This is a genomic window from Curtobacterium sp. MCJR17_043 (assembly GCF_003224315.2).
Taxonomy (GTDB): Bacteria; Actinomycetota; Actinomycetes; order Actinomycetales; family Microbacteriaceae; genus Curtobacterium.
This window is the reverse complement of sequence record NZ_CP126259.1, coordinates 1,048,521-1,074,599: the sequence shown is the minus strand read 5'-3', so window position 1 is coordinate 1,074,599 and position 26,079 is coordinate 1,048,521. Positions and strand designations below refer to the sequence as shown.

At 72.7% G+C, this 26,079-nt stretch carries 24 protein-coding genes and 6 pseudogenes; 13 read left to right on the top strand and 17 right to left on the bottom strand.

Going from position 1 to position 26,079, the window contains the following annotated elements:
• Positions 1 to 5 precede the first annotated feature (5 nt).
• From DEJ15_RS17945 to DEJ15_RS05660, 3 genes are all read left to right on the top strand, one after another.
• Positions 6 to 1,013: an MFS transporter gene (locus DEJ15_RS17945; protein ID WP_349814820.1), complete on the top strand. Its 1,008-nt coding sequence runs from the start codon at positions 6 to 8 to the stop codon at positions 1,011 to 1,013.
• Positions 989 to 2,218 (top strand): MFS transporter, encoded by a 1,230-nt coding sequence (locus tag DEJ15_RS17940; protein WP_349814819.1) that lies wholly within the window; start codon positions 989 to 991, stop codon positions 2,216 to 2,218. The genes DEJ15_RS17945 and DEJ15_RS17940 overlap by 25 nt, the downstream gene beginning before the upstream one ends.
• A 240-nt stretch (positions 2,219 to 2,458) precedes the next feature.
• Entirely contained in the window at positions 2,459 to 2,743 is a 285-nt protein-coding gene (locus DEJ15_RS05660) for a GNAT family N-acetyltransferase (RefSeq protein WP_110823544.1), read from the top strand.
• 10 nt (positions 2,744 to 2,753) lie between these two features.
• Here DEJ15_RS05660 and DEJ15_RS05655 read toward each other — a convergent pair whose 3' ends face one another.
• Both DEJ15_RS05655 and lplAB read right to left on the bottom strand, forming a co-directional pair.
• A complete protein-coding gene (locus DEJ15_RS05655; protein WP_284175859.1) occupies positions 2,754 to 2,942 on the bottom strand; it encodes a hypothetical protein in 189 nt (62 codons plus the stop codon).
• 243 nt (positions 2,943 to 3,185) lie between these two features.
• Positions 3,186 to 4,235 (bottom strand): lipoate-protein ligase LplAB, encoded by a 1,050-nt coding sequence (gene lplAB / locus DEJ15_RS05650; RefSeq protein WP_110823542.1) that lies wholly within the window; start codon positions 4,233 to 4,235, stop codon positions 3,186 to 3,188.
• 505 nt (positions 4,236 to 4,740) lie between these two features.
• On the opposite strand from lplAB, the gene DEJ15_RS05645 reads away from it, so the two are divergent.
• Together DEJ15_RS05645 and DEJ15_RS17935 are read left to right on the top strand one after the other, a co-directional pair.
• Positions 4,741 to 5,052 carry a DUF8805 domain-containing protein gene (locus DEJ15_RS05645; RefSeq protein ID WP_284175857.1) on the top strand — a complete coding sequence of 104 codons (312 nt, stop codon included), beginning with the start codon at positions 4,741 to 4,743 and terminating at the stop codon, positions 5,050 to 5,052.
• 43 nt (positions 5,053 to 5,095) lie between these two features.
• Positions 5,096 to 6,076, top strand: coding sequence for an alpha/beta hydrolase family protein (locus DEJ15_RS17935; RefSeq protein WP_349814818.1), 981 nt, complete (start codon positions 5,096 to 5,098; stop codon positions 6,074 to 6,076).
• Here the strand turns inward: DEJ15_RS17935 and DEJ15_RS17930 are convergent.
• The gene (locus tag DEJ15_RS17930) at positions 6,004 to 6,444 is read right to left on the bottom strand and encodes an alpha/beta fold hydrolase domain-containing protein (protein ID WP_349814817.1); all 441 of its coding nucleotides are present in this window, start codon (positions 6,442 to 6,444) and stop codon (positions 6,004 to 6,006) included. The genes DEJ15_RS17935 and DEJ15_RS17930 overlap by 73 nt on opposite strands.
• Before the next feature lie 70 nt (positions 6,445 to 6,514).
• Positions 6,515 to 6,856, bottom strand: a pseudogene (locus DEJ15_RS17925) (alpha/beta hydrolase); the annotation flags it as partial.
• A gap of 45 nt (positions 6,857 to 6,901) precedes the next feature.
• On the opposite strand from DEJ15_RS17925, the gene DEJ15_RS05630 reads away from it, so the two are divergent.
• Together DEJ15_RS05630 and DEJ15_RS05625 are read left to right on the top strand one after the other, a co-directional pair.
• Complete coding sequence (locus tag DEJ15_RS05630; RefSeq protein WP_110823540.1) at positions 6,902 to 8,044, top strand: inorganic phosphate transporter; 1,143 nt, start codon at positions 6,902 to 6,904, stop codon at positions 8,042 to 8,044.
• Between the two features lie 60 nt (positions 8,045 to 8,104).
• Positions 8,105 to 9,514 (top strand): acetamidase/formamidase family protein, encoded by a 1,410-nt coding sequence (locus tag DEJ15_RS05625; protein ID WP_284175856.1) that lies wholly within the window; start codon positions 8,105 to 8,107, stop codon positions 9,512 to 9,514.
• Between the two features lie 161 nt (positions 9,515 to 9,675).
• Here the strand turns inward: DEJ15_RS05625 and DEJ15_RS05620 are convergent, their stop codons facing one another.
• On the bottom strand, positions 9,676 to 10,428 hold the full coding sequence (locus tag DEJ15_RS05620) for an SDR family NAD(P)-dependent oxidoreductase (protein ID WP_110823537.1): 753 nt from the start codon (positions 10,426 to 10,428) through the stop codon (positions 9,676 to 9,678).
• 382 nt (positions 10,429 to 10,810) lie between these two features.
• Between DEJ15_RS05620 and DEJ15_RS05615 the strand changes: the two genes are divergently transcribed.
• Together DEJ15_RS05615 and DEJ15_RS05610 are read left to right on the top strand one after the other, a co-directional pair.
• Complete coding sequence (locus DEJ15_RS05615) at positions 10,811 to 11,044, top strand: MarR family winged helix-turn-helix transcriptional regulator (RefSeq protein ID WP_284175855.1); 234 nt, start codon at positions 10,811 to 10,813, stop codon at positions 11,042 to 11,044.
• A pseudogene (locus DEJ15_RS05610) lies at positions 11,041 to 12,388 on the top strand (MFS transporter). Before DEJ15_RS05615 ends, DEJ15_RS05610 begins: the two are co-directional and overlap by 4 nt.
• 80 nt (positions 12,389 to 12,468) lie before the next feature.
• Here DEJ15_RS05610 and DEJ15_RS05605 read toward each other — a convergent pair.
• The 3 genes and pseudogenes from DEJ15_RS05605 to DEJ15_RS17915 form a co-directional block, all read right to left on the bottom strand.
• The gene (locus DEJ15_RS05605) at positions 12,469 to 12,804 is read right to left on the bottom strand and encodes an alpha-E domain-containing protein (protein ID WP_284175854.1); all 336 of its coding nucleotides are present in this window, start codon (positions 12,802 to 12,804) and stop codon (positions 12,469 to 12,471) included.
• A 46-nt stretch (positions 12,805 to 12,850) separates the two neighbouring features.
• Positions 12,851 to 13,081, bottom strand: a pseudogene (locus DEJ15_RS17920) (alpha-E domain-containing protein); the annotation flags it as partial.
• Positions 13,035 to 13,304, bottom strand: a pseudogene (locus tag DEJ15_RS17915) (alpha-E domain-containing protein); the annotation flags it as partial. The pseudogenes DEJ15_RS17915 and DEJ15_RS17920, both read right to left, overlap by 47 nt.
• Before the next feature lie 221 nt (positions 13,305 to 13,525).
• Here DEJ15_RS17915 and DEJ15_RS05600 point away from each other — a divergent pair.
• Positions 13,526 to 14,263: a MarR family winged helix-turn-helix transcriptional regulator gene (locus tag DEJ15_RS05600; RefSeq protein WP_284175852.1), complete on the top strand. Its 738-nt coding sequence runs from the start codon at positions 13,526 to 13,528 to the stop codon at positions 14,261 to 14,263.
• 6 nt (positions 14,264 to 14,269) lie between these two features.
• Here the strand turns inward: DEJ15_RS05600 and DEJ15_RS05595 are convergent, their stop codons facing one another.
• The 4 genes and pseudogenes from DEJ15_RS05595 to DEJ15_RS05580 all read right to left on the bottom strand — a co-directional run bounded on the left by DEJ15_RS05595 (position 14,270) and on the right by DEJ15_RS05580 (position 18,828).
• Positions 14,270 to 15,151 carry an NAD(P)-dependent oxidoreductase gene (locus DEJ15_RS05595; RefSeq protein ID WP_284175850.1) on the bottom strand — a complete coding sequence of 294 codons (882 nt, stop codon included), beginning with the start codon at positions 15,149 to 15,151 and terminating at the stop codon, positions 14,270 to 14,272.
• 162 nt (positions 15,152 to 15,313) lie between these two features.
• Complete coding sequence (locus DEJ15_RS05590) at positions 15,314 to 15,676, bottom strand: hypothetical protein (protein ID WP_110823531.1); 363 nt, start codon at positions 15,674 to 15,676, stop codon at positions 15,314 to 15,316.
• A 293-nt stretch (positions 15,677 to 15,969) separates the two neighbouring features.
• Positions 15,970 to 17,820 (bottom strand): annotated as a pseudogene (gene recQ, locus DEJ15_RS05585) (DNA helicase RecQ).
• 9 nt (positions 17,821 to 17,829) lie between these two features.
• Positions 17,830 to 18,828: a CPBP family intramembrane glutamic endopeptidase gene (locus DEJ15_RS05580; RefSeq protein ID WP_284176298.1), complete on the bottom strand. Its 999-nt coding sequence runs from the start codon at positions 18,826 to 18,828 to the stop codon at positions 17,830 to 17,832.
• Positions 18,829 to 19,445: 617 nt separating this feature from the next.
• Between DEJ15_RS05580 and DEJ15_RS05575 the strand changes: the two genes are divergently transcribed.
• A complete protein-coding gene (locus tag DEJ15_RS05575) occupies positions 19,446 to 20,015 on the top strand; it encodes a DMT family transporter (protein WP_284175849.1) in 570 nt (189 codons plus the stop codon).
• Between the two features lie 18 nt (positions 20,016 to 20,033).
• On the opposite strand, the gene DEJ15_RS05570 is transcribed toward DEJ15_RS05575, so the two are convergent.
• Positions 20,034 to 20,333, bottom strand: a complete 300-nt coding sequence (locus tag DEJ15_RS05570) for a GNAT family N-acetyltransferase (RefSeq protein WP_284175848.1) — start codon at positions 20,331 to 20,333, stop codon at positions 20,034 to 20,036.
• 296 nt (positions 20,334 to 20,629) lie between these two features.
• On the opposite strand from DEJ15_RS05570, the gene DEJ15_RS05565 reads away from it, so the two are divergent.
• A complete protein-coding gene (locus DEJ15_RS05565; RefSeq protein WP_284175846.1) occupies positions 20,630 to 21,439 on the top strand; it encodes a sortase in 810 nt (269 codons plus the stop codon).
• A 12-nt stretch (positions 21,440 to 21,451) separates the two neighbouring features.
• Positions 21,452 to 21,667: a hypothetical protein gene (locus tag DEJ15_RS05560; protein WP_284175845.1), complete on the top strand. Its 216-nt coding sequence runs from the start codon at positions 21,452 to 21,454 to the stop codon at positions 21,665 to 21,667.
• 84 nt (positions 21,668 to 21,751) lie between these two features.
• Here the strand turns inward: DEJ15_RS05560 and DEJ15_RS05555 are convergent, their stop codons facing one another.
• From DEJ15_RS05555 to DEJ15_RS17905, 4 genes and pseudogenes are all read right to left on the bottom strand, one after another.
• Positions 21,752 to 24,169, bottom strand: coding sequence for an SMC family protein (locus DEJ15_RS05555; RefSeq protein ID WP_284175843.1), 2,418 nt, complete (start codon positions 24,167 to 24,169; stop codon positions 21,752 to 21,754).
• Between the two features lie 118 nt (positions 24,170 to 24,287).
• The gene (locus DEJ15_RS05550; RefSeq protein WP_284175841.1) at positions 24,288 to 24,551 is read right to left on the bottom strand and encodes a hypothetical protein; all 264 of its coding nucleotides are present in this window, start codon (positions 24,549 to 24,551) and stop codon (positions 24,288 to 24,290) included.
• Between the two features lie 31 nt (positions 24,552 to 24,582).
• A pseudogene (locus tag DEJ15_RS17910) lies at positions 24,583 to 24,807 on the bottom strand (AAA family ATPase); the annotation flags it as partial.
• Entirely contained in the window at positions 24,807 to 25,343 is a 537-nt protein-coding gene (locus DEJ15_RS17905) for an exonuclease SbcCD subunit D (protein WP_349814816.1), read from the bottom strand. The gene DEJ15_RS17905 and the pseudogene DEJ15_RS17910, both read right to left, overlap by 1 nt.
• Between the last annotated feature and the right edge of the window lie 736 nt (positions 25,344 to 26,079).

Below are 26,079 nucleotides of genomic sequence, written 5' to 3'. Positions count from 1 at the left end.
CGCACATGACACAGACCGCGACCGCACCCGCGGCCCCCACCACGGCGTCGAACGCCGTGATGAACCACCGCCAGATCCTCCTGGTGATCTACGGCCTCATGGCCGGCATGTTCCTCGGCGCCCTCGACCAGACGATCGTCGGCACGGCCATCCGCACCATCGGCGACGACCTGCACGGGCTCGACCAGCAGGCGTGGGTGACGACCGGGTACCTGATCGCCTCGACGATCACGACGCCGATCTACGGCAAGCTCTCCGACCTGTTCGGTCGGCGACCGCTGTTCATCACGGCCATCGGCATCTTCATCATCGGCTCGCTCGCGGCCTCGTTCTCGACGTCCATGCTCATGCTCGCCGGCTTCCGTGCGCTGCAGGGCCTCGGCGCCGGTGGCCTGATGTCGCTGCCGCTGGCGATCATGGGCGACATGCTCGCGCCGCGTGAGCGCGCCAAGTACCAGGGCTACTTCCTCGCCGTGTTCGGCATCTCCTCCGTCATCGGGCCACTGGTCGGCGGTGTCTTCGCCGGCGCCGACGACCTGCTGTTCGTCGACGGCTGGCGGTGGGTGTTCCTCATCAACGTCCCGATCGGCGTCATCGCGCTGTTCATGGTCTTGACGTTCCTGCACCTGCCCAACTTCGGCGAGCGCCGGAAGCCGCGCATCGACTGGTGGGGTGCCAGCCTCGTCATCGTCACCCTCGTGCCGCTGCTGCTCATCGCCGAACAGGGCCGCGACTGGGGCTGGGACTCCCCCCGGCGCCTTCGCCTGCTACGGCATCGGCGCACTCGGGCTCATCGCGTTCGTCATCGTCGAGCGTGCGATGGGCGACGACGCGATCCTGCCGCTGAAGCTCTTCGGCTCGCACGTGTTCTCGATGGCAGCCGTCCTGTCCGTGCTCATCGGCTTCGGCATGTTCGGCGCGATGCTGACCATCCCGCTGTACCTGCAGATCGTCAAGGGGGGTCACCCCGACCGAGTCCGGCTTCGCGATGCTGCCCATGGTCCTCGGCCTGATGATCTCCTCGATCGCATCGGGACAGATCGTCTCGCGCACCGGCAAGTACCGCATCTTCCCGGTCACCGGCACGGCCTTCACCGCCGTCGGCTACACGGTCCTGACGTTCCTGACCGCGGACCGCCCGCTGTGGTTCCTCATGACCGGGATGTTCCTCATCGGCCTCGGGCTCGGACAGCTCATGCAGACGCTGACCCTCGCGGCGCAGAACTCGGTGAGTCCGCGGGACATCGGTGTCGCCACCAGCGCCGCGACGTTCTTCCGACAGATCGGCGGCACGATGGGCACCGCCGTGCTGCTCTCGGTGCTGTTCAGCCTGATGCCGACCAACATCTCCGGGGCGCTCCAGAACGAGTCCGACCTCAAGAGCGCCCTGAACGCGGCGCTCAACCCGGCCGTGGCGAACGCCGAGCAGAACGCGGGCGTGATGGACCAGATCTGGGACCCGATCGTCACGCCGGTCAAGCGGAACGTGCAGGACGGTCTCGACCAGGGCGCCGTACAGGCCAAGCGCGCGGCGGACCAGGCCGTCACGGAGCGGGTCACCGCGGCCGTCCAGCAGCAGGTCGCCGCCGGACGGGTCCCCGCCGCGGCCGCCGACACGGTCATCGCCCAGCAGGTCGACGACGCGAAGGGTGCCGCCGAGCAGCAGGCACTGCGGGCCGCCGCCGCGAAGGCGAACGCCGAGGTCGTCGACGGCACGCTGCAGGTCGACTACTCCGACGCCGACCAGCGTCGTGACGTCGTCGACGCGGTGGCGCCGGAGCTCGTCGACCAGCTCCGCGACGGGAAGGGCGGGACGTCGTCGACCACGTCGTCCACCAACGACACGTCCTTCCTCAACGGCGCCGACCCGCGACTGAGCCGTCCGTTCCTGGTCGGGTTCAGCGACTCCGCCGTGACCGTCTACTGGGTGGGTCTGGCCGTCGTCCTCGTGGCGTTCGTCCTCACGTGGTTCTTCCGCGTGCCGCCGCTCCGGAAGACCTCGGCCCTGCAGGAGCAGGCCGACGCCGCACGGAAGAGCGCCGACGACGACCGCCTGACCGTCGACGCACAGCAGGCCGCCGCGGGGTCGGGTTCGCTCGTCTCCCCCCGACACCGGCTCGACGGCGGTCGTGCCCACCTCCCCCCGACGTCCTGCCGGCGGCGACGACGCACGGAGCGCACGCGGCGTCGACCCCGGTGGACGAGCCTCCGACGCTGACCGGCGCGATCCGGACGCAGCACGGCGCCCACGCTGCCGGCACGGCTCCGGCGACACCGTCGGGCCACGACGACCACCCGCACGGTCGCCACAGCGCCGAGTAGCTGCGCCGAGTAGCCCCGGACGAGGGCGGGTCCGAGCGACGGGACACCGCCGCGCGGACCCGCCCTCGTCACGTTCCGCGCCCGCACCGGGACGACTCCGTGCCGACTCCGGGCCGACCGGGGTAACGTCCGGACGATGAGTCTCGACGTGCGCAACGACACCGACAAGAACCAGTACTCCCTCGTCGAGGACGGCGAGGTGATCGGGCTGGCGGCCTACGAGGTCGACGGCGACGAGATCCGCTTCGTGCACACCGAGGTCGACCCCGAACACCGCGGCGGCGGCCACGCGTCGATGCTCGTCCAGAACGCACTCGACGACGTCCGCGCGAACTCCGACCGACGTGTCGTCGCCCAGTGCAGCTACGTCGCGGCCTGGGTCGAGCGGCACCCGGACTACCAGGAGCTCACGGCTCGCTGACGCGTTCCCGTCAGTACTGGCGGTCGTGCGTACCGGCCCGGTGCGCACCAGCCGAGTGTGCCCCGACGGCGGGCACCCGGATGAGCACCGACCCGCTCAGCAGGTCGTGGTCGTGACGGGACGGCGTCGGCGCCTCCCGCGGCAACCGCGCCTGCCGTTCGTACTCGGTCTGCGTCTCGTGCCGCGTCGGGGCGAACACCTCGTCCAGCATCCCGACCGCACCGCCGGATCCGCCCCCCGCGCGTGGCCTTGTTCGACAGGTCGATCCAGCCCAGACGGTCGGCGATCCACATCACGACGGCCGCGACGGCCACCGCCCCCCAGGAAGATCAACCAGTTCACGGGAGTGACGCTACGTGGCCGATCGACGGAGGACATCCGCCGCGCGGCTGATCCTCGCGATCCGCACCGACGGCGACGGCCGGACCCCGGGAGTCGGCGCTCAGGGCACGCGCTCGAGCCACTCCCGCGTCGAGAACTTCGTCTCGACGAGCTCCTGCGCCCGCTGCCGCTCGGCGTTGGTGACGTGCCCCTCGGTCGCGCCGTAGAGCTTCGTGAACGTGCCGATGAGCCGGTCGATGATCTCCGCGCGGGTCAGACCGGTTTGCGAGCGCAGCGGGTCGACCCGCTTCGCAGCGCTCGTCGTCCCCTTGTCGCTCATCTTCTCGCGGCCGATGCGGAGGACCTCCACCATCTTCTCGCCGTCCATGTCGTAGCTCATGGTGGCGTGGTGGAGGAGCGACCCGGTGCCGAGGCGCTTCTGTGCGGCCCCGCCGATCTTCCCCTTGGTCGAGGTGATGTCGTTGAGCGGCTGGTAGTACGCCTCGATGCCCAGGGACTTCAGCGCCTCGATCACCCACTCGTCCAGGTACGCGTAGGAGTCGGCGAACGTCATGCCCTGCACGAGGTCGGTCGGGACGTACAGCGAGTACGAGATGATCGCGCCCGCGTCCATGAACATCGCACCGCCGCCCGAGATCCGCCGCACGACCTGCACGCCGTACTTCTCAGCGCCGGCCGGGTCGACCTCGTTCTTGAGCGATTGGAAGGACCCGATGACGACCGCGGGCTGGTCCCACTCCCAGATGCGCAGCGTCGGCCCGCGGCGTCCGGCCCCGACCTCCTCGGTGAGGACCTGGTCGAGCGCGAGGTGCTCGTTCGGGCTGATCGGCCCCTCGTGGACGACCTGCCACTCGTAGTCCCGCCACGAGGAGGCGCGCGAGAGCGCCCGCCGTACCGCGACCCCGACGGACTCGGGCGTGAAGCCGAGCAGGACGGCGTCCTCCGGCAGCGCGTGGCGGACCGCGGCGGCGATGCCGGCCGCGTCGGTGTCGGCACGGAGCCCGTCCACCGCCTGGTCGATGAGCGGGAGCGCGTCGTCCGGTTCCAGGAAGAAGTCACCGGCCAGGCGGAACTGGTCGATCTTGCCGTCGACGACCTCCAGGTCGACGACGACGAGCTTGCCTCCGGGGACCTTGTACTCACCGTGCATGTCGCCACCCTATTCCGGGAGGCCCGTGGCGGCCCCGCAGCGGGCCTCCCGTCCGGCGGCCGGGAACGGCGTCCGTCGCCCGCAGTGCGACCCGATCACCTGAAAACGAACCGAGTTGCCGCTGTGCGTGTGCGGGCGTAGCGTCGTCACCACGCCTGGGGTGCGACCCCCCCCCCCCTCGAGCCTCGGGCGTCGCCACTCGATCCGTTCCCCCCCAATGGGTCGAGTGGTCCGGCCCCGGTCTGTTCCCCCCCCAACAGGCCGGGGTCTTCTCCGTCGGTGGGTGTGTTCATCCACAGGTCGCGGGTCGGTCGCTGGTTCCCGAATAGGGTCGTCGTGTGGTCAGACAGGACAGCGGCAGCCAAGGCAGCGGCAGCCAGGGCAGCGCCGGACAGCACGGCACAGGACCGCACGACGTCGGACCGCACGACGTCGGACCGCACCACATCGAACCGGGCGACGTCGGACCGGGCGTTGGACGTGGCGGCGGGGTCCGCGCATGGGCATGACCGGCGTCGTGGTCCGTGCTGTGGCGGGAGCGGCCGCCGTGGGGCTCGCGGCATCGACCGCAGCGGGTGTCGTGGTCGCCCGCAAGGCCGTCCATCCGCGTCCGAAGCGGACCGTGACCGTCCTCGACGTGGGTCCCGCGGGCGTCACCGTGCCGGCCGACGAGCAGACCCGGTGCCCGGGCGTGTACCGGGTGTACTTCGGGGACGACGAGCACAGCGTCCTGCTCGGTGACGTCCGCACCGACGACGGCGAGCGGGTGTGCCGCGCGGTGCTCGACGCCCCCCGCGACGCTGCCGGCCCCGGGTGACGAGCTGCTCTGGACGGGGTACCTCCTCGACGAGCCGACAGCCGTGTCGCCCGACTCCGCCCAGGTCACGATCACGGCGGACGGCTCGGACCGACCGGCCTGGCTCTTCCCCGTTCCCGGGGCGACGACGTGGGCGATCCACGTGCACGGCATCCACTCCAGCCGGACCGCCGTCCTCCGTGGCGTCCCCGACACCCTCGACGCCGGCATGACCTCGCTCGTGATCGGGTACCGCGGCGATGTCGAGGACGACCGTGGACTGCCGGCGACGTTCGGCTCCGACGAGTGGCACGACCTCGACGCCGCGATGCGGTACGCCGTCGACCACGGTGCGGAGCGGCTCGTCCTCGTCGGGTGGTCGATGGGGGCGACGATCGCGATGCACGCGGCGAGCGACTCCGCACTCCGGGACCGCGTGGACGCGATGGTCCTGGTGTGTCCGGCCCTCGACTGGTTCACCGCGCTCCGGTGGGGCGCGGTGAAGGCCGGCTTCCCGGGGTTCCTCGGCGTGCTCGGCGCCGGTGCGCTCACGCTGCCGGGACTCTCCCGGCTCGCCGGCATGCGGACGCCGATCCCCCCTCGGACGGATGCGACCGCGGCCGCCGGTCGGGGTCCCGCTGCTCGTGATCCACAGCGTCGGCGACCGGGACGTGCCGATCGACGCCTCGCGGCGCTTCGTCGCGGCGGCGGGACCGGCGGCGACCCTGGTGGAGGTCGCGTCCTGTCCGCACGGCTCGGAGATGAACCGGGACCCGGACCTGTTCCACGGGTCGGTGCGCCGGTTCCTCGCACGCGTGGCGGCACGGTCGGCGGATGTGGACGCGGCCGTGTCCACGGAGCACGGCGGCACCGCCAGCTGACACGGCGTCCTCCGACCGAGGCGTCGGCCTCGCCGGTCAGCTGCGGTCGACTGCCCGGTCGAGCCACGCGACGAGGTCCGCGACCACCTCGTCACGGTTCGTCTCGTTGTAGACCTCGTGCCGCGCCCCCCTCGTACACGCGCACCGTGACGTCGGAGAGCTGACCACGCCGCCGGTACGCCCGCGCGAGCAGCTCGACGGACCGGGGCCCGCCGAGCGAGTCCTCGGAGCCGACCTGCAGCAGCATCGGCAGGTCGTGCGGGATCGCCCGGCGCGGGACCCCGAGCAGCCGGAGGGTGTCCGGCAGCCCGAACAACCCGAGCACGTCGGCCTCGACCGCGAGCGGGTCGACCCCGACGGCGTCGATGACCGCCCGGTCCCGGGTGAGCCACTCGTGCTTCGTCGGACCGGACGCCGCGTGCCGCCGGTTGAGGTCCCCGCCGTTCATGAACCCGGGCAACCGGAGCGCGGTCGCCGACAGCACGACGCCCGCGTACCGCTCCGACGAGGTGTTCACGATCCGCTGGGCCATGAGCGACCCCCCACGAGTGTCCGAGCAGCACGACGGGCAGCCCGGGGTCGCCGTCCATCGCCACGGTCGTCATCTGCTCGACCGCCGCGATCGCCGCCCGCAGTCCACCCGGGCCCAGGCGTCCGAGCTTCCCGTGGTCGCCGTCCCACTGTCCGAGACCGGTCCGGCCGTGGCCGCGGTGGTCGGTCGCGTGCACGGTCCAGCCGGCGCGCACGAGGTCCTGGGCGAGCGGCTCGTAGCGCAGCGCGTGCTCCCCGACGCCGTGCGCGATCTGCACGATGCCCTTCGCCCTGCCCGCACGCCAGGTCGAGTAGACGATCTCGACGCCGTGTGCGTCGGTGAACGAGGAGTCACCTCGGGCAGCGGAGAAGGTGGGCACGGCGTCATCCTGGCAGACGTCGCACCTGTTCATCCGTCGTTCACGCGCACCTTCGGGTACCGGCCTAGCGTTCCGCGCATGGACGTCCTCGTCACCGTCGTGCTGGTGATCGTGGTGGCCCTCGTGTTCGACTTCACGAACGGGTTCCACGACACCGCGAACGCCATGGCCACCTCGGTGGCCACGGGTGCTCTCAAGCCCCGCACCGCCGTCCTCATCTCCGCCGTGCTGAACCTCGTCGGTGCGTTCCTCTCCACCGAGGTGGCGAAGACCGTGTCACAGGGCCTCATCCGCGAAGGAGAGGACGGCATCCACATCACCCCGACGATGGTCTTCGCGGGGCTCGTCGGCGCCGTGCTCTGGAACCTCGCCACGTGGTACTCCGGCCTGCCGTCGTCGTCCACCCACGCCCTGTTCGGCGGGCTCATCGGGGCGTCGGTGATCGGTGCCGGGCTGGACTCGGTCGACTGGGCCACGGTCGTCTCCAAGGTCGTGCTCCCGGCGCTGCTCTCCCCGGTCATCGCCGGGGTGATCGCCCTCGTCGCGACCTACCTGGCCTACACGATCACGAAGAACGCGACCACGCACGGCGCCGCCACCGGGTTCCGGCACGGCCAGACGGTGTCCGCCTCCCTGGTGTCGCTCGCCCACGGGACGAACGACGCGCAGAAGACCATGGGCGTCATCACCCTGACCCTCATCGCGGCGGGCTACCAGGGCGCGGGGACCGCCCCGGAGCTCTGGGTGGTCCTGACCTGCGGGCTCGCGATCGCCCTCGGCACGTACATGGGCGGCTGGCGGATCATGAAGACCGTCGGCAAGCGGATCTCGGACGTGCAGTCCCCGCAGGGGTTCGCGGCGGAGACCAGCTCGGCCGCGACGATCCTCGTGTCCTCGCACCTCGGCTTCGCCCTCTCGACGACGCACGTGACGAGCGGCTCGGTCATCGGTTCGGGCCTCGGCAAGAAGCTGGCCGACGTGCACTGGGGTGTCGTCGGCAAGATCGTCGTGGCCTGGGTGATCACGCTGCCGTCCGCCGCGGTGGTGGGCGGTCTGGCGACGTGGATCGCGTCGAGCTCCACCATCGGGCTGGTCGTCGTGGCGGTGCTGGCCCTGGTCGGCGGGCTCACGTTCGCCGTCCTCGCCCGCCGCAAGCCGATCGGTGCGGACGACGTGCGCGAGGGCGCCCCGGAGCGCGAGTCCGTGGCCGCCGGGAACTGAGGGAGGACCAGATGGACATCGACTTCGGAGCGATCGGCACCGTCGCGGGGGGTGGGCTTCGTGGCCGCCGTCGGCGTCGTGCTGCTCTACACGCTCGGCCTGCGCCTGCTCGGCACCGGTCAACCCGCCGACGTCGGCGGCGAGCGCACCCAGTACGCCGAGGAGACCCCGCGCTCGGGCTCGACACCGCGCATGGCGTCCCTCGGTGCCGGCGTCTGCTTCGCGCTCTGCGGCGCAGCCGTCCTGTACGGGATCTGGCTGACGATCCCCCCAGTTCCACTGACCGTTCGAGACGCCACCGTCTGCTCGAGACACCACCTCGCACCCGAGACGCCGCCGGTTCCGGCGGCGTCTCGTCCGTCGTGCGGCGTCACCCGGAGACGGGCCCGTCTCCCAGGCAGGCCCGTCTCACAGGCTGGGCAGGCAGACCCGCCTCGCAGGCACGCCCACCCCGCCCGCGGCCCACGTCCCGCGCCCGGCCGGGAGGCCCGCCCCACGGCGCCGCCAGGTGCGGCCTGGCAGGATCGCCGAGTGACCCACCACCGCATCGCGACCACCGCGGACACCGCCGTCGACGTGTTCACCGCCGAACGCCGGCCCGTGCTGACGGTCGAGCCCGGCGACACCGTCACCGTCCACACGCTCGACGCCGCCGGCTACACCGAGCGTCTGCCGGCACCGGGCGTCGACGTGCCGACCCTCATCAGTCCGCGACGAGGCCACTGCCTGCTCGGGCCGATCGCGGTCGCGGGCGCCCGTCCCGGGCAGGTGCTGGCGGTCCGGTTCGACGACCTCGTCCCGGACGACTGGGGCTACACCGGTTCCGGTGGGGTGGACACCCCGCTGAACCGAGCGCTCGGGCTCGCCGACCCGTCGACGCGAGGGCCGCTCCTCTGGGACATCGACGCGTCGGCGGGGACCGCCTCCAACCAGCTCGGACTCGGCGTCCGGACCGCCCCGTTCCTCGGCGTCGTCGGCGTTCCGCCGGAGGCCACCGGCGAGCATGTGACCACCCCGCCCCGGGCCGTCGGTGGCGGGAACATCGACTGCCGCGAGCTCGTCGCCGGCGCCACGCTGTACCTGCCGGTGACGGTGCCCGACGCGCTGCTGACGGTCGGGGACGGGCACGCCGCCCAGGGCGACGGCGAGGTCTCCGGCACGGCCGTCGAGTGCGGCATGACGACGACGATGACGCTGTCCCTGCTCGACACGGCGCCGGTCGCGGGCATCCACGCCGACACCCCGGCCGGGCGCATCACGTTCGGCTTCGACGCGGACCTCAACGCGGCGACGACGACGGCCCTCGACCGGATGATCGACTGGATCGCGGCGGAGCACGGCATCGGCCGCGCCGAGGCGCTCGCGATGGCGAGCGTCGCGGTGAGCATGCGCATCACGCAGATCGCCAACCGGACGTGGGGCGTGCACGCACTGCTCGCACACGACGCGATCCTCACGCAGACCCGCTGACGGACGGGAGGCCCGACGGTCGTGAGCAGGTCTGCTCACGACGATCGGGCCTCCCAGCCGGTCCGCCGGCCGGTGCACGCGCACCGGCTCGAGGCCGCCCGCGCGACCGCACGGAGGGTCGGTGCACGGAGGCGGGTGCGTGAGGGTCAGTGCACGGACGGTCAGTGCGCGGAGTAGCCGCCGTCCACCAGGTGGTAGCTGCCGCTGATGAACGACGCCTGGTCGCTCAGCAGGAAGAGGACGAGCGCGGCGACCTCGGTGTCGGTGCCGAGCCGTCCGGCGGCGTGCAGGGACTCGAGGCCGGCGAGCTCGTCGGCGCTCAGCGAGGACCGGACCAGCGGGGTGTCGATGAAGCCCGGGCCGACGGCGTTGGTGCGGACGCCCTTCGCGGTGTACTCGAGCGCCGCGACCTTCGTGAGCCCGACGAGTGCGTGCTTCGACGCCACGTAGGCCGCGTTGTTCGCGATGCCGACCGAGCCGAGGACCGACGACATGTTGACGACGGCGCCGCCGCCCGACTCGAGGATCGCGGGGATCTCGTAGCGGAGGCCGTAGAAGACCCCGTCCAGGTCGACGGCGCGGACGCGGTCCCACGCCTCGACGTCGTACTCGCCGATGGGCTGCGGGGCAGCACCGATGCCGGCGTTGTTCACGGCGAGGTGCAGTGCGCCGTAGGTGTCGACGGCGAACTGCACGGCACGTTCGTTGTCGGCGGCGAGGGCCGAGTTCGCGGCGACGGCGGCCGCGGTGCCACCGGCCTGCTCGATCTCGGCGACGACGCGCTCGGCCGCCTCCTGCTTGATGTCCGTCACGACGACGGAGGCCCCCGCTGCCGCGAGCTCCTTCGCGATCGACTCGCCGATCCCGCTGCCACCTCCGGTGACGATGGCGACCTTGCCCTCGAACCCGTTCATGCGTCCTGCTCCTCCTGGTGCCTTCCGGCCCGTCTCATCTGGGCAACACCTGTTGTCCAGATGCCCATCGTACGCCTGGCGGTCAGAGACAGCGGGGTGAGGCGGCCCAACTGGTTCGTTCGCTGAACTAATGAGGTAGGCTGACGATCCGTGACCGCCACCGACCCGCTCCCGACCACCGCGCGTCGCCGACCCGCTCCGCACGCCGCACTCGCGACCGACGTCCGTGTGGCCGTGAACCGGCTCTCGCGCACGCTCCGCGCGCAGAAGGCCGACACGTCCGTCACCGACGCCCAGTTCTCCGCCCTCGCCCTGCTGCACCGCGACGGGCCGATGACGCTCGCCGACCTCAGCCGGGCCGAGGGCGTCACGCCCCCCGTCGATGACGAAGACCGTGGACGTCCTCATCGGTCGCGGCCTGCTGACGAAGGACGACCACGGGGACGACCGACGCAAGGTGCTGCTCTGCCCGACCCCGGCCGGCGCAGAGCTGGTCGCCGAGACCCGGCAGCGTCGTGACGACTGGCTCAGTCCCCGGCTCACGGCCCTCACCGCGGCGGAACGACGGACCCTCGCCGCCGCCACGGACGTCATGCGGAAGCTCGCCGCCCGGTGAGCGCCGTGTTCCGGTCCCTCTCGGGACGCAACTACCGCATCTGGTTCGCCGGCGCCCTCGTGTCGAACATCGGCACCTGGATGCAGCGCACCGCCCAGGACTGGATCGTCCTCACCCAGCTGACCGACGACGACGCCGTCGCGGTCGGCGTCACGATGGCGCTGCAGTTCGGTCCGCAACTGCTCCTGCTGCCCTGGACCGGGTTGGTCGCGGACCGTTTCGACCGGCGTCGCATGCTCATGGTGACCCAGGGCCTGATGGGACTGCTCGGGCTCGGACTGGCCGTGATGGTCCTCACCGACACCGCGACGCTGTGGACCCTGTACGGCTTCGCCCTCGCACTCGGTGTCGTCGCGGCGTTCGACACCCCGGTCCGACAGGCGTTCGTGTCCGACGTCGTGACGGGCGAGAACGTGTCGAACGCCGTCGCGCTGAACTCGGCGTCGTTCAACGCCGCCCGGCTCGTCGGCCCGGCGGTCGCGGGGGGTCCTCATCGCGGCGATCGGCTCCGGGTGGGTGTTCGTCATCAACGCGGGGTCGTTCCTCGCGGTGCTCGTGGCCCTGCGCTTCGTCGACCCACGGCAGCTCGCCGACCGCCCGCGGGCCGCCCGCGGGAAGGGGCAGCTCGTCGCGGGGTTCCGGTACGTCCGCACCCGGCCGGACATCCTCGTCGTGCTCGCCATGGTCTTCGTGGTCGGCACCTTCGGCGTGAACTTCCCCATCTTCACCTCGACGATGGCGCGGGTGGAGTTCCACCGGGGTGCGGGTGACTTCGGGCTGCTCAACTCGGTGATGGCGGTCGGCTCGGTGCTCGGCGCCCTGCTCGCGGCACGACGCGACGCTCCCCGGATGCGCACGCTGGTCCTCGCCGCCGGCGGGTTCGGCCTCGCCTGCACCGCGGCCGCCCTCGCCCCGACCTACTGGGTCTTCGCGGTCCTGCTCGCCTTCGTCGGCCTCGCAGCCCTGACCTTCATGACCACGGCGAACGCCCTCGTGCAGACCACCACGACCCCGGCCATGCGGGGCCGCGTGATGGCGCTCTACATGGCGATCTTCGTCGGCGGCACCCCCGTCGGCGCTCCCGTCGTCGGTGCCGTCGCCGACGCCTGGGGACCGCGGTGGGCGATCGTCGTGGGCGCGCTCGCGGGCTTCGTCGCGCTCGCCATCGCCGTCCTGTGGCTCGTCCGGTCCCAGCACCTCCGGCTGCGGTACGACGCCGACGCACGTCTGCACCTCGCCGTCACGCGGTCGACACCGGTGGTCGGGACGCGGGCGAGCCGAGCGGCCGTGCGCCGGGACCTCGAGCACGACGAGGTGGTGGCGGACCGGTCGAGCGCCGTCTGACCTGACCTGGCCCTGGCCCTGGCCCTGGCCCGGATTGGCCCGGCCCGGTCCGGCCCGGTCCGGCCCGGTCCGGCCCGGTGTCAGCCGACCGGTTCGGGTGCGGCGAACACGCGGGCGTCCAGCGCCGCCGTCACCGTCTCCGCGGCCAGCGCGAGCCGCGCTCCGGCGGACCGGGCGGCGTCGACCGCGGTGTCCGGCGTCAGGGTCTCGAGCTCGGCGCGGGCATCGCCGAACGCCCGGACCTCGGCCGCCAGGTGCACGCCGACGAGGTCGTCGAGGCACTCCTCGCTGCGGCGGGTGAGGAAGAGGAGCGAGCGCGGGCTGTGCGCGTCGAGGAGCAGGAACGTGGCCGCCTCCGAGGACGTCGTGCCGCGCCGGTGCTCGCGGTGGAACGCCTCCCCCCGCACCGCAGGCACGCAGCGCGGTCGTCCACGACGCCGCCGAGGCCGGGTCGAGGAGGTCGGACGCGAGCATCCGCGCGGTCACCGTCAACCGGGTGAGCGAGCGACCGAGGGTGAAGAACTCCCACACCTCGTCGCGACTGGCGTCCCCGTCGACGACCCCGACCGCGAGGGCGCTCCGTTCGCGGACCCAGCCGAGGAACTCGTGCGCCCGCTCCCCCCGCGATCTTGCGCGGCAGCCGCGACCGCGTCGTGTTGAGGCAGTCCCACAGCTCGGTGGAGACGACGTCACGCGCACGACGCGCGTCGTCCCGGGCGACCGCCACCGCAGCGGCGATGGAGGCCGGTTCGTGGCGGTCGAGCGCCAGGGCCTCCAGGGTCGCGTCCGGACCGAGGTCCGCGTCCTCCGGCACGGTGGCGCCGACGACGCCGCGGAGGCTCCGGCCGATCGAGCCCGTCTCGGCCGCGGGGTCCCGGCGCGCGAGGTGCACGTCCAGCAGACGCGCGACGACGTCCGTCCGCTCGACCGCGCCCCCCGACGCTGTGGACGCTCCGCGCGAGTCGGTTCAGCACGGCGACTCCTGCATGCGGCGAACCTACTGACCGCGCGTTGCCGGGGTGTTTCGGGATGACGTCCCGAGTGTTGCAGACCGTCGCTCGCTTCGTTCCCTGGACGGTGGACGTGCATGTGACGCGCTCGCTAGACAAACTAACTAGACCGTCTAGCATTGATCCCATGACTTCCGAGGTGACGACAGCAGCCCCGGGTTTCTGGTACGGCGAGGACTCCCGGGTCGACGCGGTGGACGTGCTGAACGCGCTGCGTCGGTACCGCACTGCCGAGAGCTCCGCCCAGCGTCGTGTGCGTGAGGAACTCGGGATCGGTGAGAACGCGTTGATGGCCCTGCGGGTGCTCGTCGACGCCGAGACGTCCGGCCGGACCGTCAACTCGAAGGAACTCGCGGAGCGCCTCGGCATCACCGCGGCGTCGACGTCGGCGCTGGTGGACCGGCTCGTCCGTTCCGGTCACGTCGAACGGCACGCTGACCCGGCCGACCGGCGTGGGGTCATCCTCACCGCCACGGGTCGCTCGATGCGTCGGGCCCTGGCCGTCATCGGGGACCTGGACTCCCGTGCCGTCGAGGTCGCGCAGCACCTGCCCCCCGGAGGACATGGCCGTGGTCGTGGCCTTCCTGCGCGAGATGGCGGGCGCCGTCGACGAGTCCGCGGACCACGACGAGCACTGACGTCCGTGTCGCGACACGTCCCGCCGTACGCTGAGGGCATGCGCGAGCCCGAGGACGACATGCCCGCGGCCGAACTCGACGCGCGTGCCCGGGCAGATGCCGCACTGCGACGCATCCGGGACGGCGCGGATCCCGCGCAGGAGGCCTTCACGCTCGCGAACACCCTGAACGACGAGTCCGTGGGCCGGGTCGCCCGACGACTCCGGCAGGTGTTCCGCCGGTCCTGACGGTCGTCAGAACGCGGTGCCGACCGCCGCGATGTCGTCCCCGCCGTGCCCGGCAGCGCTGGCCTCGGCGTAGACCCGGCCGAGTGCGTCGAGCAGGGTGGTGTCGACGCCGGCATCCCGAGCTGCCTCGGTGATGAGAGCGATGTCCTTCCGCAGACCGTCGAGGGCGAACTGCGCCGGGAACTCCTGCGCGATCATCGCCGCGCCCTTCGTGTGGGCGTAGGCGGAGTCGCTCGCCGACCCCTCGATCGCCTGGAGGAACAGCTGCGGGTCGAGGCCGAGTGCCGAGGCGATCGCCAACGACTGCCCGGTGGCCGCGGTGATCGACGCGATCCAGGCGTTGGCAGCCAGCTTCAGGGCAGTCCCCTGGCCGACCCGGTCGCCCGCGTGGACGACCTTGGCGCTGACGGCATCGAGCACGGGCTCGACGACGGACACCGCGTCGGGATCGCCCGCGACGAGCATGGTCAGCTTGCCCTGCTCGGCCGGCGCCTTCGTGCCGAGCATCATGGCCTCGACGAGGGTGATGCCGTACTTCGCGGCGAGCTGCACGACGGTCTCCGTGCCCGGCACGCCGATCGTCGACGCCTGCACCCACACGGCATCTTGCGGCGCATCACCGGCGGCCTGCTCGAGGACGTCGACCACTGCGTCGGTGTCGAACAGGGTCAGCAGCACGACCTGGGCATCGGCGACCGCGTCCGTGACCTCTGCCACGACGGTCGCGCCGAGGTCGGCGAGGGGTCGCGCGCGCTCCGTCGTGCGGTTCCACACCGTGACGTCGTGCCCTGCGCGGAGCAACGACTGCGCGACACCCGCTCCCATCGCTCCGGTTCCCAACACCGACACGCGCACCGTGGTCTCCTCACCGCGTGGCCCGAGCGCCACGACCAGGTCGACGGTACGCCGCTCCGCGGGGCGGCGTCCCGGTCGGCTCGAGCCAGGACGGTGGGGTCGAGGCAGAGCGGCGGGGTCGGGCCCCGCGCACCGCAGGGTGCGCACCGCCGGATGCGCGCCGCCGGGTGCGCGCCGCCGGGTGCGCGCCGCGGGTCAGGACCGGATGACGCCGCTCGTGGTGATCCGGTCGAGCTCGACGGCGATCGCGTCGACGACCGCCTTGGTGACGGCGTCGACGACCGCCTCGACCAGGGGCAGCTGCTCACGGCTGACGGGGTACTCGCGCGCCAGAGACGCGCGGAGGCGGGCGGGGATCCCGTCGATCACGGCGATGAGGTCCGTGGGGACGGGTGAGGCGGGAGGAACCGGCGCGACAGGAGGGGTCGCCTGGGCGGGCGCGGTGGGCTCGGCGGGCGCGGTGGGCTCGGCGGGCGCGGTGAGCACTGCAGGGTCCGTGAGCACTGCGCGGTCCGTGAGCACTGCGCGGTCCGTGAGCACTGCGCGGTTCGTGAACACTGCGGGGTCCGACGTGCTCGGACCGGCCAGTCCAGCGGGGGGCATCGAGTCGGACCGGAGCGGCCGGTGCACCAGGTACGCCCGGTGCGGACACTGCACCGCCTGACGGACGACCGGCAGCGGGAGTGACGCCGGCCGCGGCCGTTCGCCGGGCGATCGCGTCGAAGAGCGGCGTGGAGGACACAGCGGACCTTTCCCGAGGAGGAGTCGGATGTCCCGCCGATGTCGGTGCCGGCGAGTGGGACCGAGCATAGTGCGCGTATTTCACATCTGCAATACCCGGCGCCCGCAACTCACCCGGCGGCGGCGACCACGTCCAGGACCGCACGCCCGTAGGACTCGAGCTTGGCCGCACCGACTCCGGAGATCTCGGACAACTCGTCGAGGTCGGACGGTCGTACCGCGGCGATCCCGCGCAGGGTGGCGTCGTTGAACACGACGTACGCCGGGACCCCCCTGCTCGCGTGCCTGTCCGGCTCGCCACTGTCGCAACGACTCGAACAGCGGCATGGCCTCCTGCGGCATGTCCGACACGACGGCTCGGCGGGAGCGACCGACACGCGGCGCCTTGACCGGGTCGCGACGCATCCGGACCTCGACCCGTCCGGCCAGGACGTCGGCGCTGGTCGGGCTGAGGACGAGCGTGCCGTACCCGTCGCCGGAGACCGCCACGTACCCCTGTGCCAGGAGCTGGCGCGCGACGGCCTTCCAGTCGGCGTCGGACAGGTCCTGGCCGATGCCGAACGTCGCGAGGGTGTCGTGCCGGAGTTCCTGCACGCGCGGCGATTGCTTGCCGGTGAGGATGTCCACGAGGTGCGCCACCCCGTACCGCTGCCCGCGCTCACGGTCGAGCCGCACGATCGTCGACAGCAGCTTCTGTGCGGGCACCGTGCCGTCCCAGGACTCCGGCGGCGCGAGGCACGTGTCGCAGTTGCCGCACGGCGTGGACTCCTGCCCGAAGTAGGCGAGCAGTCGCACCCGTCGGCACTCGACCGTCTCGCACAGGGCGAGCATGGCGTCCAGGTGCGCGCTGAGCTGCCGGCGGTGTGCGGCGTCGCCCTCGGACTGGTCGATCATCCGGCGCTGCTGCACGACGTCGTTCAGGCCGTACGCCAACCACGCCGTCGAGGGCAGTCCGTCGCGGCCGGCACGACCGGTCTCCTGGTAGTAGCCCTCGACCGACTTCGGCAGGTCGAGGTGCGCGACGAAACGGACGTCGGGCTTGTCGATGCCCATGCCGAACGCGATCGTGGCGACCATGACGATGCCGTCCTCGCGCAGGAACCGGGACTGGTTGCGCTCACGCACCCGGGCGTCGAGGCCGGCGTGGTACGGCAACGCGGCGATCCCCTGGTCGACCAGGGCGGCAGCGGTCCGCTCGACCGAGTTGCGGGAGAGGCAGTAGACGATGCCGGCGTCCCCGCTGTGCTCGGTGCGGATGAACGTCAGGAGCTGCTGCAGGGCGCCGGTCTTCGGCTCGATGCGGTACTGGATGTTCGGCCGGTCGAAGTCGGCGACGAAGTGGGCGGCGTCGTCGAGTCCGAGCCGGGCGGAGATCTCGCGGTGGGTCTGCGGCGTCGCGGTGGCGGTCAGGGCGATGCGCGGCACGGTCGGCCAGCGCTCGTGCAGGATGCTCAGCTCGAGGTAGTCCGGCCGGAAGTCGTGCCCCCCACTGGGCGACACAGTGTGCTTCGTCGATGGCGAAGAGCGCGATGCGGGCCCGGTCCAGGAGCGCGCGCGTCGACTCGATCCTCAGGCGCTCCGGAGCGAGGTAGAGCATGTCGACCTCGCCGGCGACGATCGCGCGCTCGACCCGAGCACGTTCGTCCGGCGCCTGCGTGGAGTTGAGGAACGCGGCCCGGACGCCGTTCGCGGCGAGGGCGTCGACCTGGTCCTGCATGAGGGCGATGAGCGGCGAGACGACGACGCCGACGCCGTCGCGCACGAGCGAGGGCACCTGGTAGCACAGCGACTTGCCGCCGCCGGTGGGCATGAGGACGAGGGCGTCCCCGCCGGCGACGACACGGTCGATGATCGCGGCCTGCTCCCCGCGGAAGGCGTCGTACCCCCCAGACCCGGTGCAGCACGTCGAGGGCAGCGGAGCGGGTGCCCGCCGACTCGGGCGCGGGCGCGGTGGGACTCATGCGACGAGCCTACGGCCGGGGGCCGACACCACCGGACTTCTCCACAGTCACCGCTGCGGACGTGGCGTGACCGGCATCGGCATCGGCATCGGCATCGGCGGACGCACCGACACCCTCGTCCGGGTCGGCACCGGCGCCGACCCGCACCGGCTCCCGCACCGAGTCGCCGGGGGTGACCGACCCGTCACCGAGCGCCGGCGCACCGGACCAGCCCGGGCCTCCCGGCCGGAGCCACTGCCGACCGCCCGCCCAGGGCGGCACCGGTCCACGGAACCGCGGGGCCTCCTGTCCGGGGAACCGACGGTCCAGCTTCCGCCAGTGGGCCACGAGCTCGACGAGTCCCCAGTACCCGAGGGACGACGCCAGCGTGACGACGAAGCCCTGCCACGAGCCCTGCGAGCCTTCGCCGGTCAGGTCGATCTCGGACCAGCCCGGCGCCTGCAGCACGAAGATCATGATGTTGTTCAGCGCGTGCTGGAGGACCGTCGCCTCGAGCCCGCCGGTCCGGAGCACGATGACCGCCGCGACGAGCCCGAACGAGCCGACGTCGAGGATGCCCCAGATGTTGTACCCGTTCGGGACGTGCAGGACGGCGAACAGCAGCGTCGAGACCCCGACGGCGACCACGGTGCTGACGACCCGCACCGGGATCCACGAGCCGATGGTCTGCATGAGGAACCCGCGGAAGACGTACTCCTCGGCCGCCGCCTGGAACGGCACGAGCAGGACGACCAGGAGGATCGTCACGGTCAGCGTCTTGACCGACACGGTGGACTGACCGATCGCGGCGGTGTTCCAGTGCAGCCCGCCGTCGAACGCGAACATGCCCCACGACTGGAGCAGGAACATGATGATCCCCAGCACCAGCAGCGGCAGCAGGCACCACCCGAGCCAGCCCCACCGGATCCGTAGCCGGATCGAGGACAGCAGCCCGTACGGACCGAGCCGCGCGATCCTCATCGACAGCATGATCGCCGGCAGGAGCACCACGAGGGACACGAGCGACATCGACAACACGAGCGGGTCCGTCGGGTCGAGCGCCCCCCTCGGACAGCTTCGCCAGCAGGTCGTTCAGCCCCTCCGGGCCGCGCTGCACCCCGATCGGCACGAGGTAGGCGATCGCGATGACGATCTGCGACAGCACGTAGAAGCCGAGGAAGACCGCCAGGGCCACGAGCGGACGCCACCACCGCCAAGCCGCATCGACACGGGGCAACCGGTGGTAGGGAACGCTCACGCCGAGCAGGGTACCGGTCCGGGCAGGATGGGACCCGTGATCACCGTGCTGCTCGGCCTCGCCGGCGCCGTCGTCTACGGCGCCGCGGACTTCCTCGGCGGCCTCGCGTCCCGCCGGGCACGGGCGGTGTCCGTGACGGCGGTCGCCGCCGCCGTCGGTCTCGCGCCGCTCCTGGTCGGACTCGCCCTGCTCGGCGGTCGCTTCGGCGGCGAGGCCGTCCGATGGGGCGTGGTGGCGGGGGTCTCCGGCGGCGTCGGCGTGCTCCTCCTGTACGCGGCGCTCGCGACCGGACCGATGAGTGTCCTGTCGCCGCTGACGGCGGTCTTCACCGCGGTCGTGCCGGTCGCGGTCGCCCTCCTCCGCGGCACGGTGCTCTCCCCCGCTCGGGGTGGTCGCGCTCGTCGTGGCGGGCGTCGCCGTCGTCCTCGTGGCGGCGGTGCCGGACAGCGGTGGTGCCCGCCTGACCGCCCGCGGGGTCGTCACGGCAGCAGCGGCGGGGTGCGGGCTCGGCGGGATCGTCCTGGCGTACGACGCATCACCGACGGACGCGGGCGTCGCGACGCTCGTGGTGGCGCGGGTCGTGCAGGCGGTCCTGCTCGGTGCGGCGGCGCTCGTGGTCGTGCGGCTCCGGCCGGGAGGCCCGCCACACGACGCAGGGTCGGCCGGCGGCCCTGCCGGCGCCGGGTCCGGTGCCGTGCGGTCCGGACCGGGCCGGGCGCTCGTGCTCGTGGTGGTCGGGTGCGGGGTCCTCGACGCCGTCGCCAACCTGTTCATCCAGGCGGGCCTGCACTCGAGTGACGACCCGTCGACCCTGCCGGTGATGAGCGTGCTCAACGCGCTCTACCCGATCGGGACGGTCCTCCTCGCCGGGCTCGTGCTCCGTGAACGGCTCACCGCGGTGCAGGCGACGGGCATCGTGCTGGCGTTCGCCGCATCCGTCGGGCTCGCCCTGTCCTGAGAAGACTGCGAGGAATCGTCAGACTCCGGCCGCGTCCGCTCGCTCGACTCCGGCCGCATCCGGCCCCGGACCCGCATCGTCGACGACGAGCCGCTTGCCCAGCGAGACCGCCTGGTCCGGCGCGTACCCGAGGGTCTCGTAGAAGGCGATCACCTGCTCGTTCCCGGCGCGGACCTGCAGGTTCAGCTTCGGGCACCCCATGTCCGTGAGCAGCCGCTCGAACTCGGCCATCATCGCCCGTCCGAGCCCGCCGCCCTGCAGGTCCGGGCGCACCGCGAGGTAGTTCACCCAGCCCCGGTGCCCGTCGAAACCGGCCATGCCCGCGGCGACGACCTCCGGGGCACCCCCCGGCAGCGCCCTCCGCGACCAGGAACAGCTCGGGCTGCACGGTGAGCTTGCGTGCGATGTCCCGACGGGGGTCGTTCCAGGGTCGGACGAGCCCGCAGGACTCCCACAGCGCGACGACGGCGTCGGTGTCCTCGGGACGGAACGGGCGGATGAGGTGCTCCATCTCCACCACGGTAGCGGTGGACCGCCCTGTGGATGATCCCCGCAGCGAGCCGTCGCCGTGGTCTGATAGACCTACTGCGCCGTCCACACGAACCGGAGCCCCAGTGACCTCTCACGACACGCTGCCGACGCGACGCGACGCCCGCGACGCGGCCGATGCCGAGCGGCCCCGGCGACGACGCCCCCCGCCAGACCGTCTTCGGCGCGCTCGTCGCACTGCTCGCGGAGCTCCTCATCATCGCGGGAGCGGGCACCGGGCTCTACGTGGTGTGGACCGCCTGGTGGACGGACGTCGTCGCCGTGAACGAGCAGAGCGCCCTCGTGGAGACGCTCGGGCAGCCGGAGACCAAGAAGGCCGTCGGTCCGGAGCACCGGGACGAGGCACCCGTGCTGTCGGAGCCGCCGGGGCTGTCGACCGTGTTCGGCACCATGCAGATCCCCCCGCTTCGGCGCGGACTACACGCGTCCGATCGGGGGAGGGCACGGACCGCGAGCAGGTCCTCAACACGATCGGGCTCGGGCACTACCAGGACACCGCGATGCCCGGGGCCGAGGGCAACTTCGCCGTCGCCGGTCACCGTGTCACCTACGGCAAGCCGCTCAACCAGATCGCCGAGATGCAGGACGGTGACTCGATCGTCGTCCGTGTCACGGACGCGGAGAAGGAGTTCGACGTCTGGTACGTCTACAAGGTGACCGACAGCCAGATCGTCACGCCGGACAAGATCGAGACCATCGCTCCGGTGCCGAACAAGCCCGGGGTCGAGCCGGGCGCCGAGGACCGCTGGCTCACCCTGACGGCCTGCCACCCGATGTGGTCCGCTGCCGAGCGGTACATCGTGCACGCGAAGATGGACTACTGGATGCAGGCGTCGGACGGCACGCCGAAGGAACTCTCGGAGACGGCCAAGTGATCTTCCCCCCTCGTGTGGCGCCTCCTGCCCGGCCCCACTGCGCTCAAGGTGCTCGAGCTGCTCGTGCTCCTGGTCGCGATCGTGTTCGTCCTCTTCACGTGGGTGTTCCCGTGGATCGCCGCCGACATCCTGCCGCCGCCCGACGGCACCGTGGACGCACCCCACTCCCCCCTGACCGGCGGACGATCACCGGGCGCTGACTGGAGAGCGCTGACCGGCCGGCGCTGACTGGTCGGCGCTGACCGGCTGGCGCTGAGCGGCTGGCGCTGAGCGGCTGGCGCCGACCGGGTTGCCCGACAGGGGTCCGGCAGGTCAGACGGTGGTGGTGACGCGGGAGCCGCCTTCGGGCGTGCGTCGGACGGCGATCCGCTCGGGGATCCGCTGCTTGAGCTCCTCGACGTGGCTCACGATGCCGACCTGCCGTCCGCCCGCGGTCAGCCGTGACAGCTGTCCGATGACGTCGTCCAGGGTCTCCGGGTCGAGGGTGCCGAACCCCTCGTCGACGAACAGCGTGCCGAGCGACACCCCGCCCGCCTCCGCCTGCACGACGTCGGCGAGCCCGAGCGCCAGGCACAGCGAGAACGTGAAGGTCTCACCACCGGACAGGCTCCTCGGGTCCCGGGTGCTGTCCGTCAGGTGGTCGCGGACCGCCAGTGCCAGGCCGGTCCGCCGGGCTCGGGTTCCGGTCTCCCGTTCGTCCGACGTCTCGAGTGCGAACCGTCCGGCGAGCATCGCCCGCAGCCGGTCGTTGGCTGCTGCGACGACGTCCTCGAACCGCCGCATGAGCACGTAGGTCCCGAGCGTGATGCCGGTCGGGTTCGCGGTCGGTGCCGCGGTGGCGATGTCGGCGAGACGGACCACCGCGCGGCTCTCGGCGCTCGTGGTGTCCCGTGATCGGACCGCCCGTGCGAGGTCGGCGGCGCACCGCTCCGCAGCGGCGGCACGCTCGGCCGCGGCTGCTGCGGCTCGGGTGGCGTCGTCGAGGGCGGCGGCAGCGGCATCCCGGGCGCTCCGGGCGGCGTCGAGGTCGAGCACGACGCTGCCCTCGCCGTCCTCGCGCGCCGTCGTGGCCGCCAGGTCCTCCGCTGCCGCGACCACCGCCGGCTCCGCGAGTCCGGCCTCGACCACGGCCAGCTCCCGGTCCGCGGCGGCCACGAGCCCGCGGAGTCGATCCGCCTCGGTGCGGTCGAGGGCGGCGGCCCGTGCGGAGCCGACGTCGGTGAAGCCCTGCGCCTGGACGGCGGCGTCGACCTCGGCCTTGCGGTCGGCGACGTCCCGCTCGGCGGCGGTCACGCGGTCGTCCAGGTCCGCCACGGTACGGAGCACGGCGGCCACGGCCTCGACCCGTCCGACCAGGCCGGCCAGGGTCTCGTCGACGCCGGGGTCGATGGCGGTCCTCGCTTCCGACCCGGCACCTGCTGACTCGGCCTCGATGGCGACCGCGAGCACGGCCTGTCTCGCCGCCTGAACGCGCTGCTCGTCGTCGGCGATGCGAGCGCGGTCTCCGTCGACGCGGTCGGCGAGGATCCGACTGCGCGTGACGAGGTCGTGGTGGTCCTCCTCGAGCGACCGGGTCACCCGGTCGTGCGCCTGCAACCGATGCTCGTGCTCCTCGACGGCGTCGGCCGCGGCACGGGCTGCGTCAAGGCGGGCCTCCGCCTCGCTGCGCTGCCGAGCCACGGACGCGTCGTCGTGGTCACCGACGGCCTCGGTGAGGCGGACGAGCTCGGCACTGGAGACGGCGTGCTCGGCCGTCGCGGCGGCGAGGGCGCGCTCGGCGTCAGCGCGGGACGCAGCGGCGCGGTCGATCTGGTCGGCGCTCGGGTGGTCCTCCTGCGGCTGCGCCACGGCCGGGTGCTCGACCGCACCGCAGACGGGGCAGACGTCGCCCGGGGTCAGCGCCGCGCCGAGTTCACCGGCCAGGCCGGCGATGCGGCGAGCCCGGAGGTCGTTCTCGACCGAGAGTGCGCCGGACGCGGTGGCGGCCGCCTCGCTGACGGCGGCTGCGGTGTGCGCTGCGGTGTCGGCAGCGGCGGCCCGTGCGGCGAGCAGACGCGCGAGTTCCCGTGCGGTCTCGACCGCGCGTGCAGCAGCATCGGCATCGGCCGCGGTGTCGGCTGCCTGGCTCGCCGCGAGGACGATCGCGGCACGCTCGTCCGGCCGGGCAGCGAGTGCCTCGGCGGCGGTACCGATCCGGGTGCGCGTCCGTTCGAGCTCCTCGACCGCGGTCCCGACCGCGACCGTCCGGTCGGCGAGGGTCCGCTCGAGCTCGACGAGGTGCCGGACGTCGGCGAGGACCGCCGCGAGCCGGTCGTGGGTCGCCCGGGGTGCCGGATCGGTGACCTCGTGCCGGTCGCGGACCGTCGAGCGCTCGCCCACCAGCGCGGTGAGGCGGTCCTCCGCCGAGGCGGCGCCGTCCGCGACCGCCACGACCACGGCGGCGTGGTCCGCGAGGACGAGGGCGGTCCGGTGCTCGGCGACGGCCTGCACTCCGGCGGCGATGGCGTCCTGGCGGGCGAGCAGGTCACGGCGCCGGTCGACGGCCGCCTGGCGCGCGGTCAGGTCCTGCAGGTGGGCGACGGTGTGCTGTGCGGTGGCCGCGGCGCGGGCGCGTGCGTCCTCGTGCGCGGCCGCGGTCCGGTGCAGCACGGCCACGACGTCGCCGGCGGTCGACTCGTCGGCGTCGTCGTCCCCGGAGGCCTGGCTGAACCGGCCGAGCGCGTCGCGCACCCGGGCGTCCGCCGCCTCGACCTCGGCGACCGCAGCCCGTCGCCGCGCCGCGAGTTCGTCGGCGGTCCGGTCGTAGACCGCGGTCCCGAAGAGCGACTGCAGGAGCTTCCGACGGTCCTCACCGGGAGCGCGGAGGAACTTCGCGAACTCCCCCCTGGGGCAGCACGACGGTCTGCAGGAACTGGTCGCGGTTCAGGCCGACGACGCGGGCGACCTCGGCGCCGATCTCCGGCGCCCGGTGGGACAGCGGTTCGCCGACCAGGTCCGACGGGTCGGCGAGTCGCCAGAGCTGCGCGGACGCCTGCTGCCGGATCGTGCCGCTCCCCCCGTTGCTTCGGACGGTCGTAGGGCGGCGTGCGACGGACGCGGTACACGCCCGCACCCGTCTCGAACACCAGGTCCACGAAGGGCTCGACGGCGGGGTCGGCGTGCTGGCTGTGCAGTCGATCGGCACTGGCGTCACTGCCGGCGAGGCCGCCGAAGAGCGCGTACACGACCGCGTCGATGATCGTGGACTTCCCGGATCCGGTGGGACCCTCGAGCAGGAACACCCCGGACGCGGCGAGCGAGGCGAAGTCGATCGAGACGAGGTCCGGGTACGGGCCGACGGCGCGGAGGTCGAGGCGGTGCAGGTACATCAGCGTGCTCCCTGCTCGGCCAGGGCGGCCGCTGCCGATTCGTAGGCGTCGCGCAGGATCCCGAGTTCCACGTCGTCCGGACGGCCGCCGGTGGCGTAGGTCACGAAGTCCGCGGCGACCTCGACCGGGTCGGACGTCGCGCTGACGGCTCGCGCCGGTGTCCGGTCGGGGACGTCTGCGGGCTCGTGCGTGATGGCGAGGGCGTGCGGGAAGCGGTCCTTCACCCGGGCGTAGAGACGCTCCGGGTGCACGGTGTCCGTCACGGCGACCCGCACCCATGCGTCGGCGTGCTCCGCGAACACCCCGGACTCGATCTGGGCGATGCTGCCGCGCACGTCGACGAGCCGGCGCGGTACGGGCGTCGGGAGGAGGTCGACCGTCACGGCCCCGTCGGCCGCGAGCTCGACGAGCGTCACGGACTTGGTGTGGTTCCGCTCGCCGAACGAGAAGGCCAGGGGGGATCCGGCGTACCGGATACGGTCGCCTGCACCGACGCGCTGCGGCCCGTGCAGGTGTCCGAGGGCGACGTAGTCCACGCCGTCGAAGGTGGACTCGGCGACCCGGTCGACGCCCCCCGACGCGGATGTCCTGCTCGCTGTCGCTCGGCAGCGCGCCGCCGACGAAGGCGTGCGCGACGACCACCGACCGGGTGCCGGGGCGTTCCGCGAGGTCGCGCCGCACGCGGTCCATCGCCGCGCCGACGACGGCCTGGTGCGAGCGGGCGAGCGGCTCGTCGGGCACGGGCGCGAGCGCGTACCGCACCATGTCGGGCTGGAGGTAGGGGATGCCGTACACCGCGACCGGACCGCCGCCGTCGTCGGTGTCGACCAGCACCGGCTCCGCGAGCCGGGACGGCTCGGCGAGGATCCGGACCCGGTCGCTCATGACGCCCGCACCGAATCCGAGTCGGACCGCGGAGTCGTGGTTGCCCGGGGTCACGACGACGGTCGCCGTCTCCGCGAGGTGTTCGAGGACGTGGGACAGCATGCGGACTGCCTCGACCGGCGGGATCGCCCGGTCGTAAACGTCCCCCCGCGACCACCACGAGGTCGACCGACCGCTCGCGGACGACCTGCACGAGGTGGTCGAGGAACGCCGCCTGGTGCTCCAGCAGGTCCGCACCGAGGAGGGTGCGCCCGAGGTGCCAGTCGCCGGTGTGCAGGATCCGCATGTGAGCCACGGTAACGGCCGCCGGGGACATCCCGGACGCCCACGCTGACCCTGTGGAGGACCGGACGACCGCGGGCACCGGTGGACGACCGGCGGCGTACG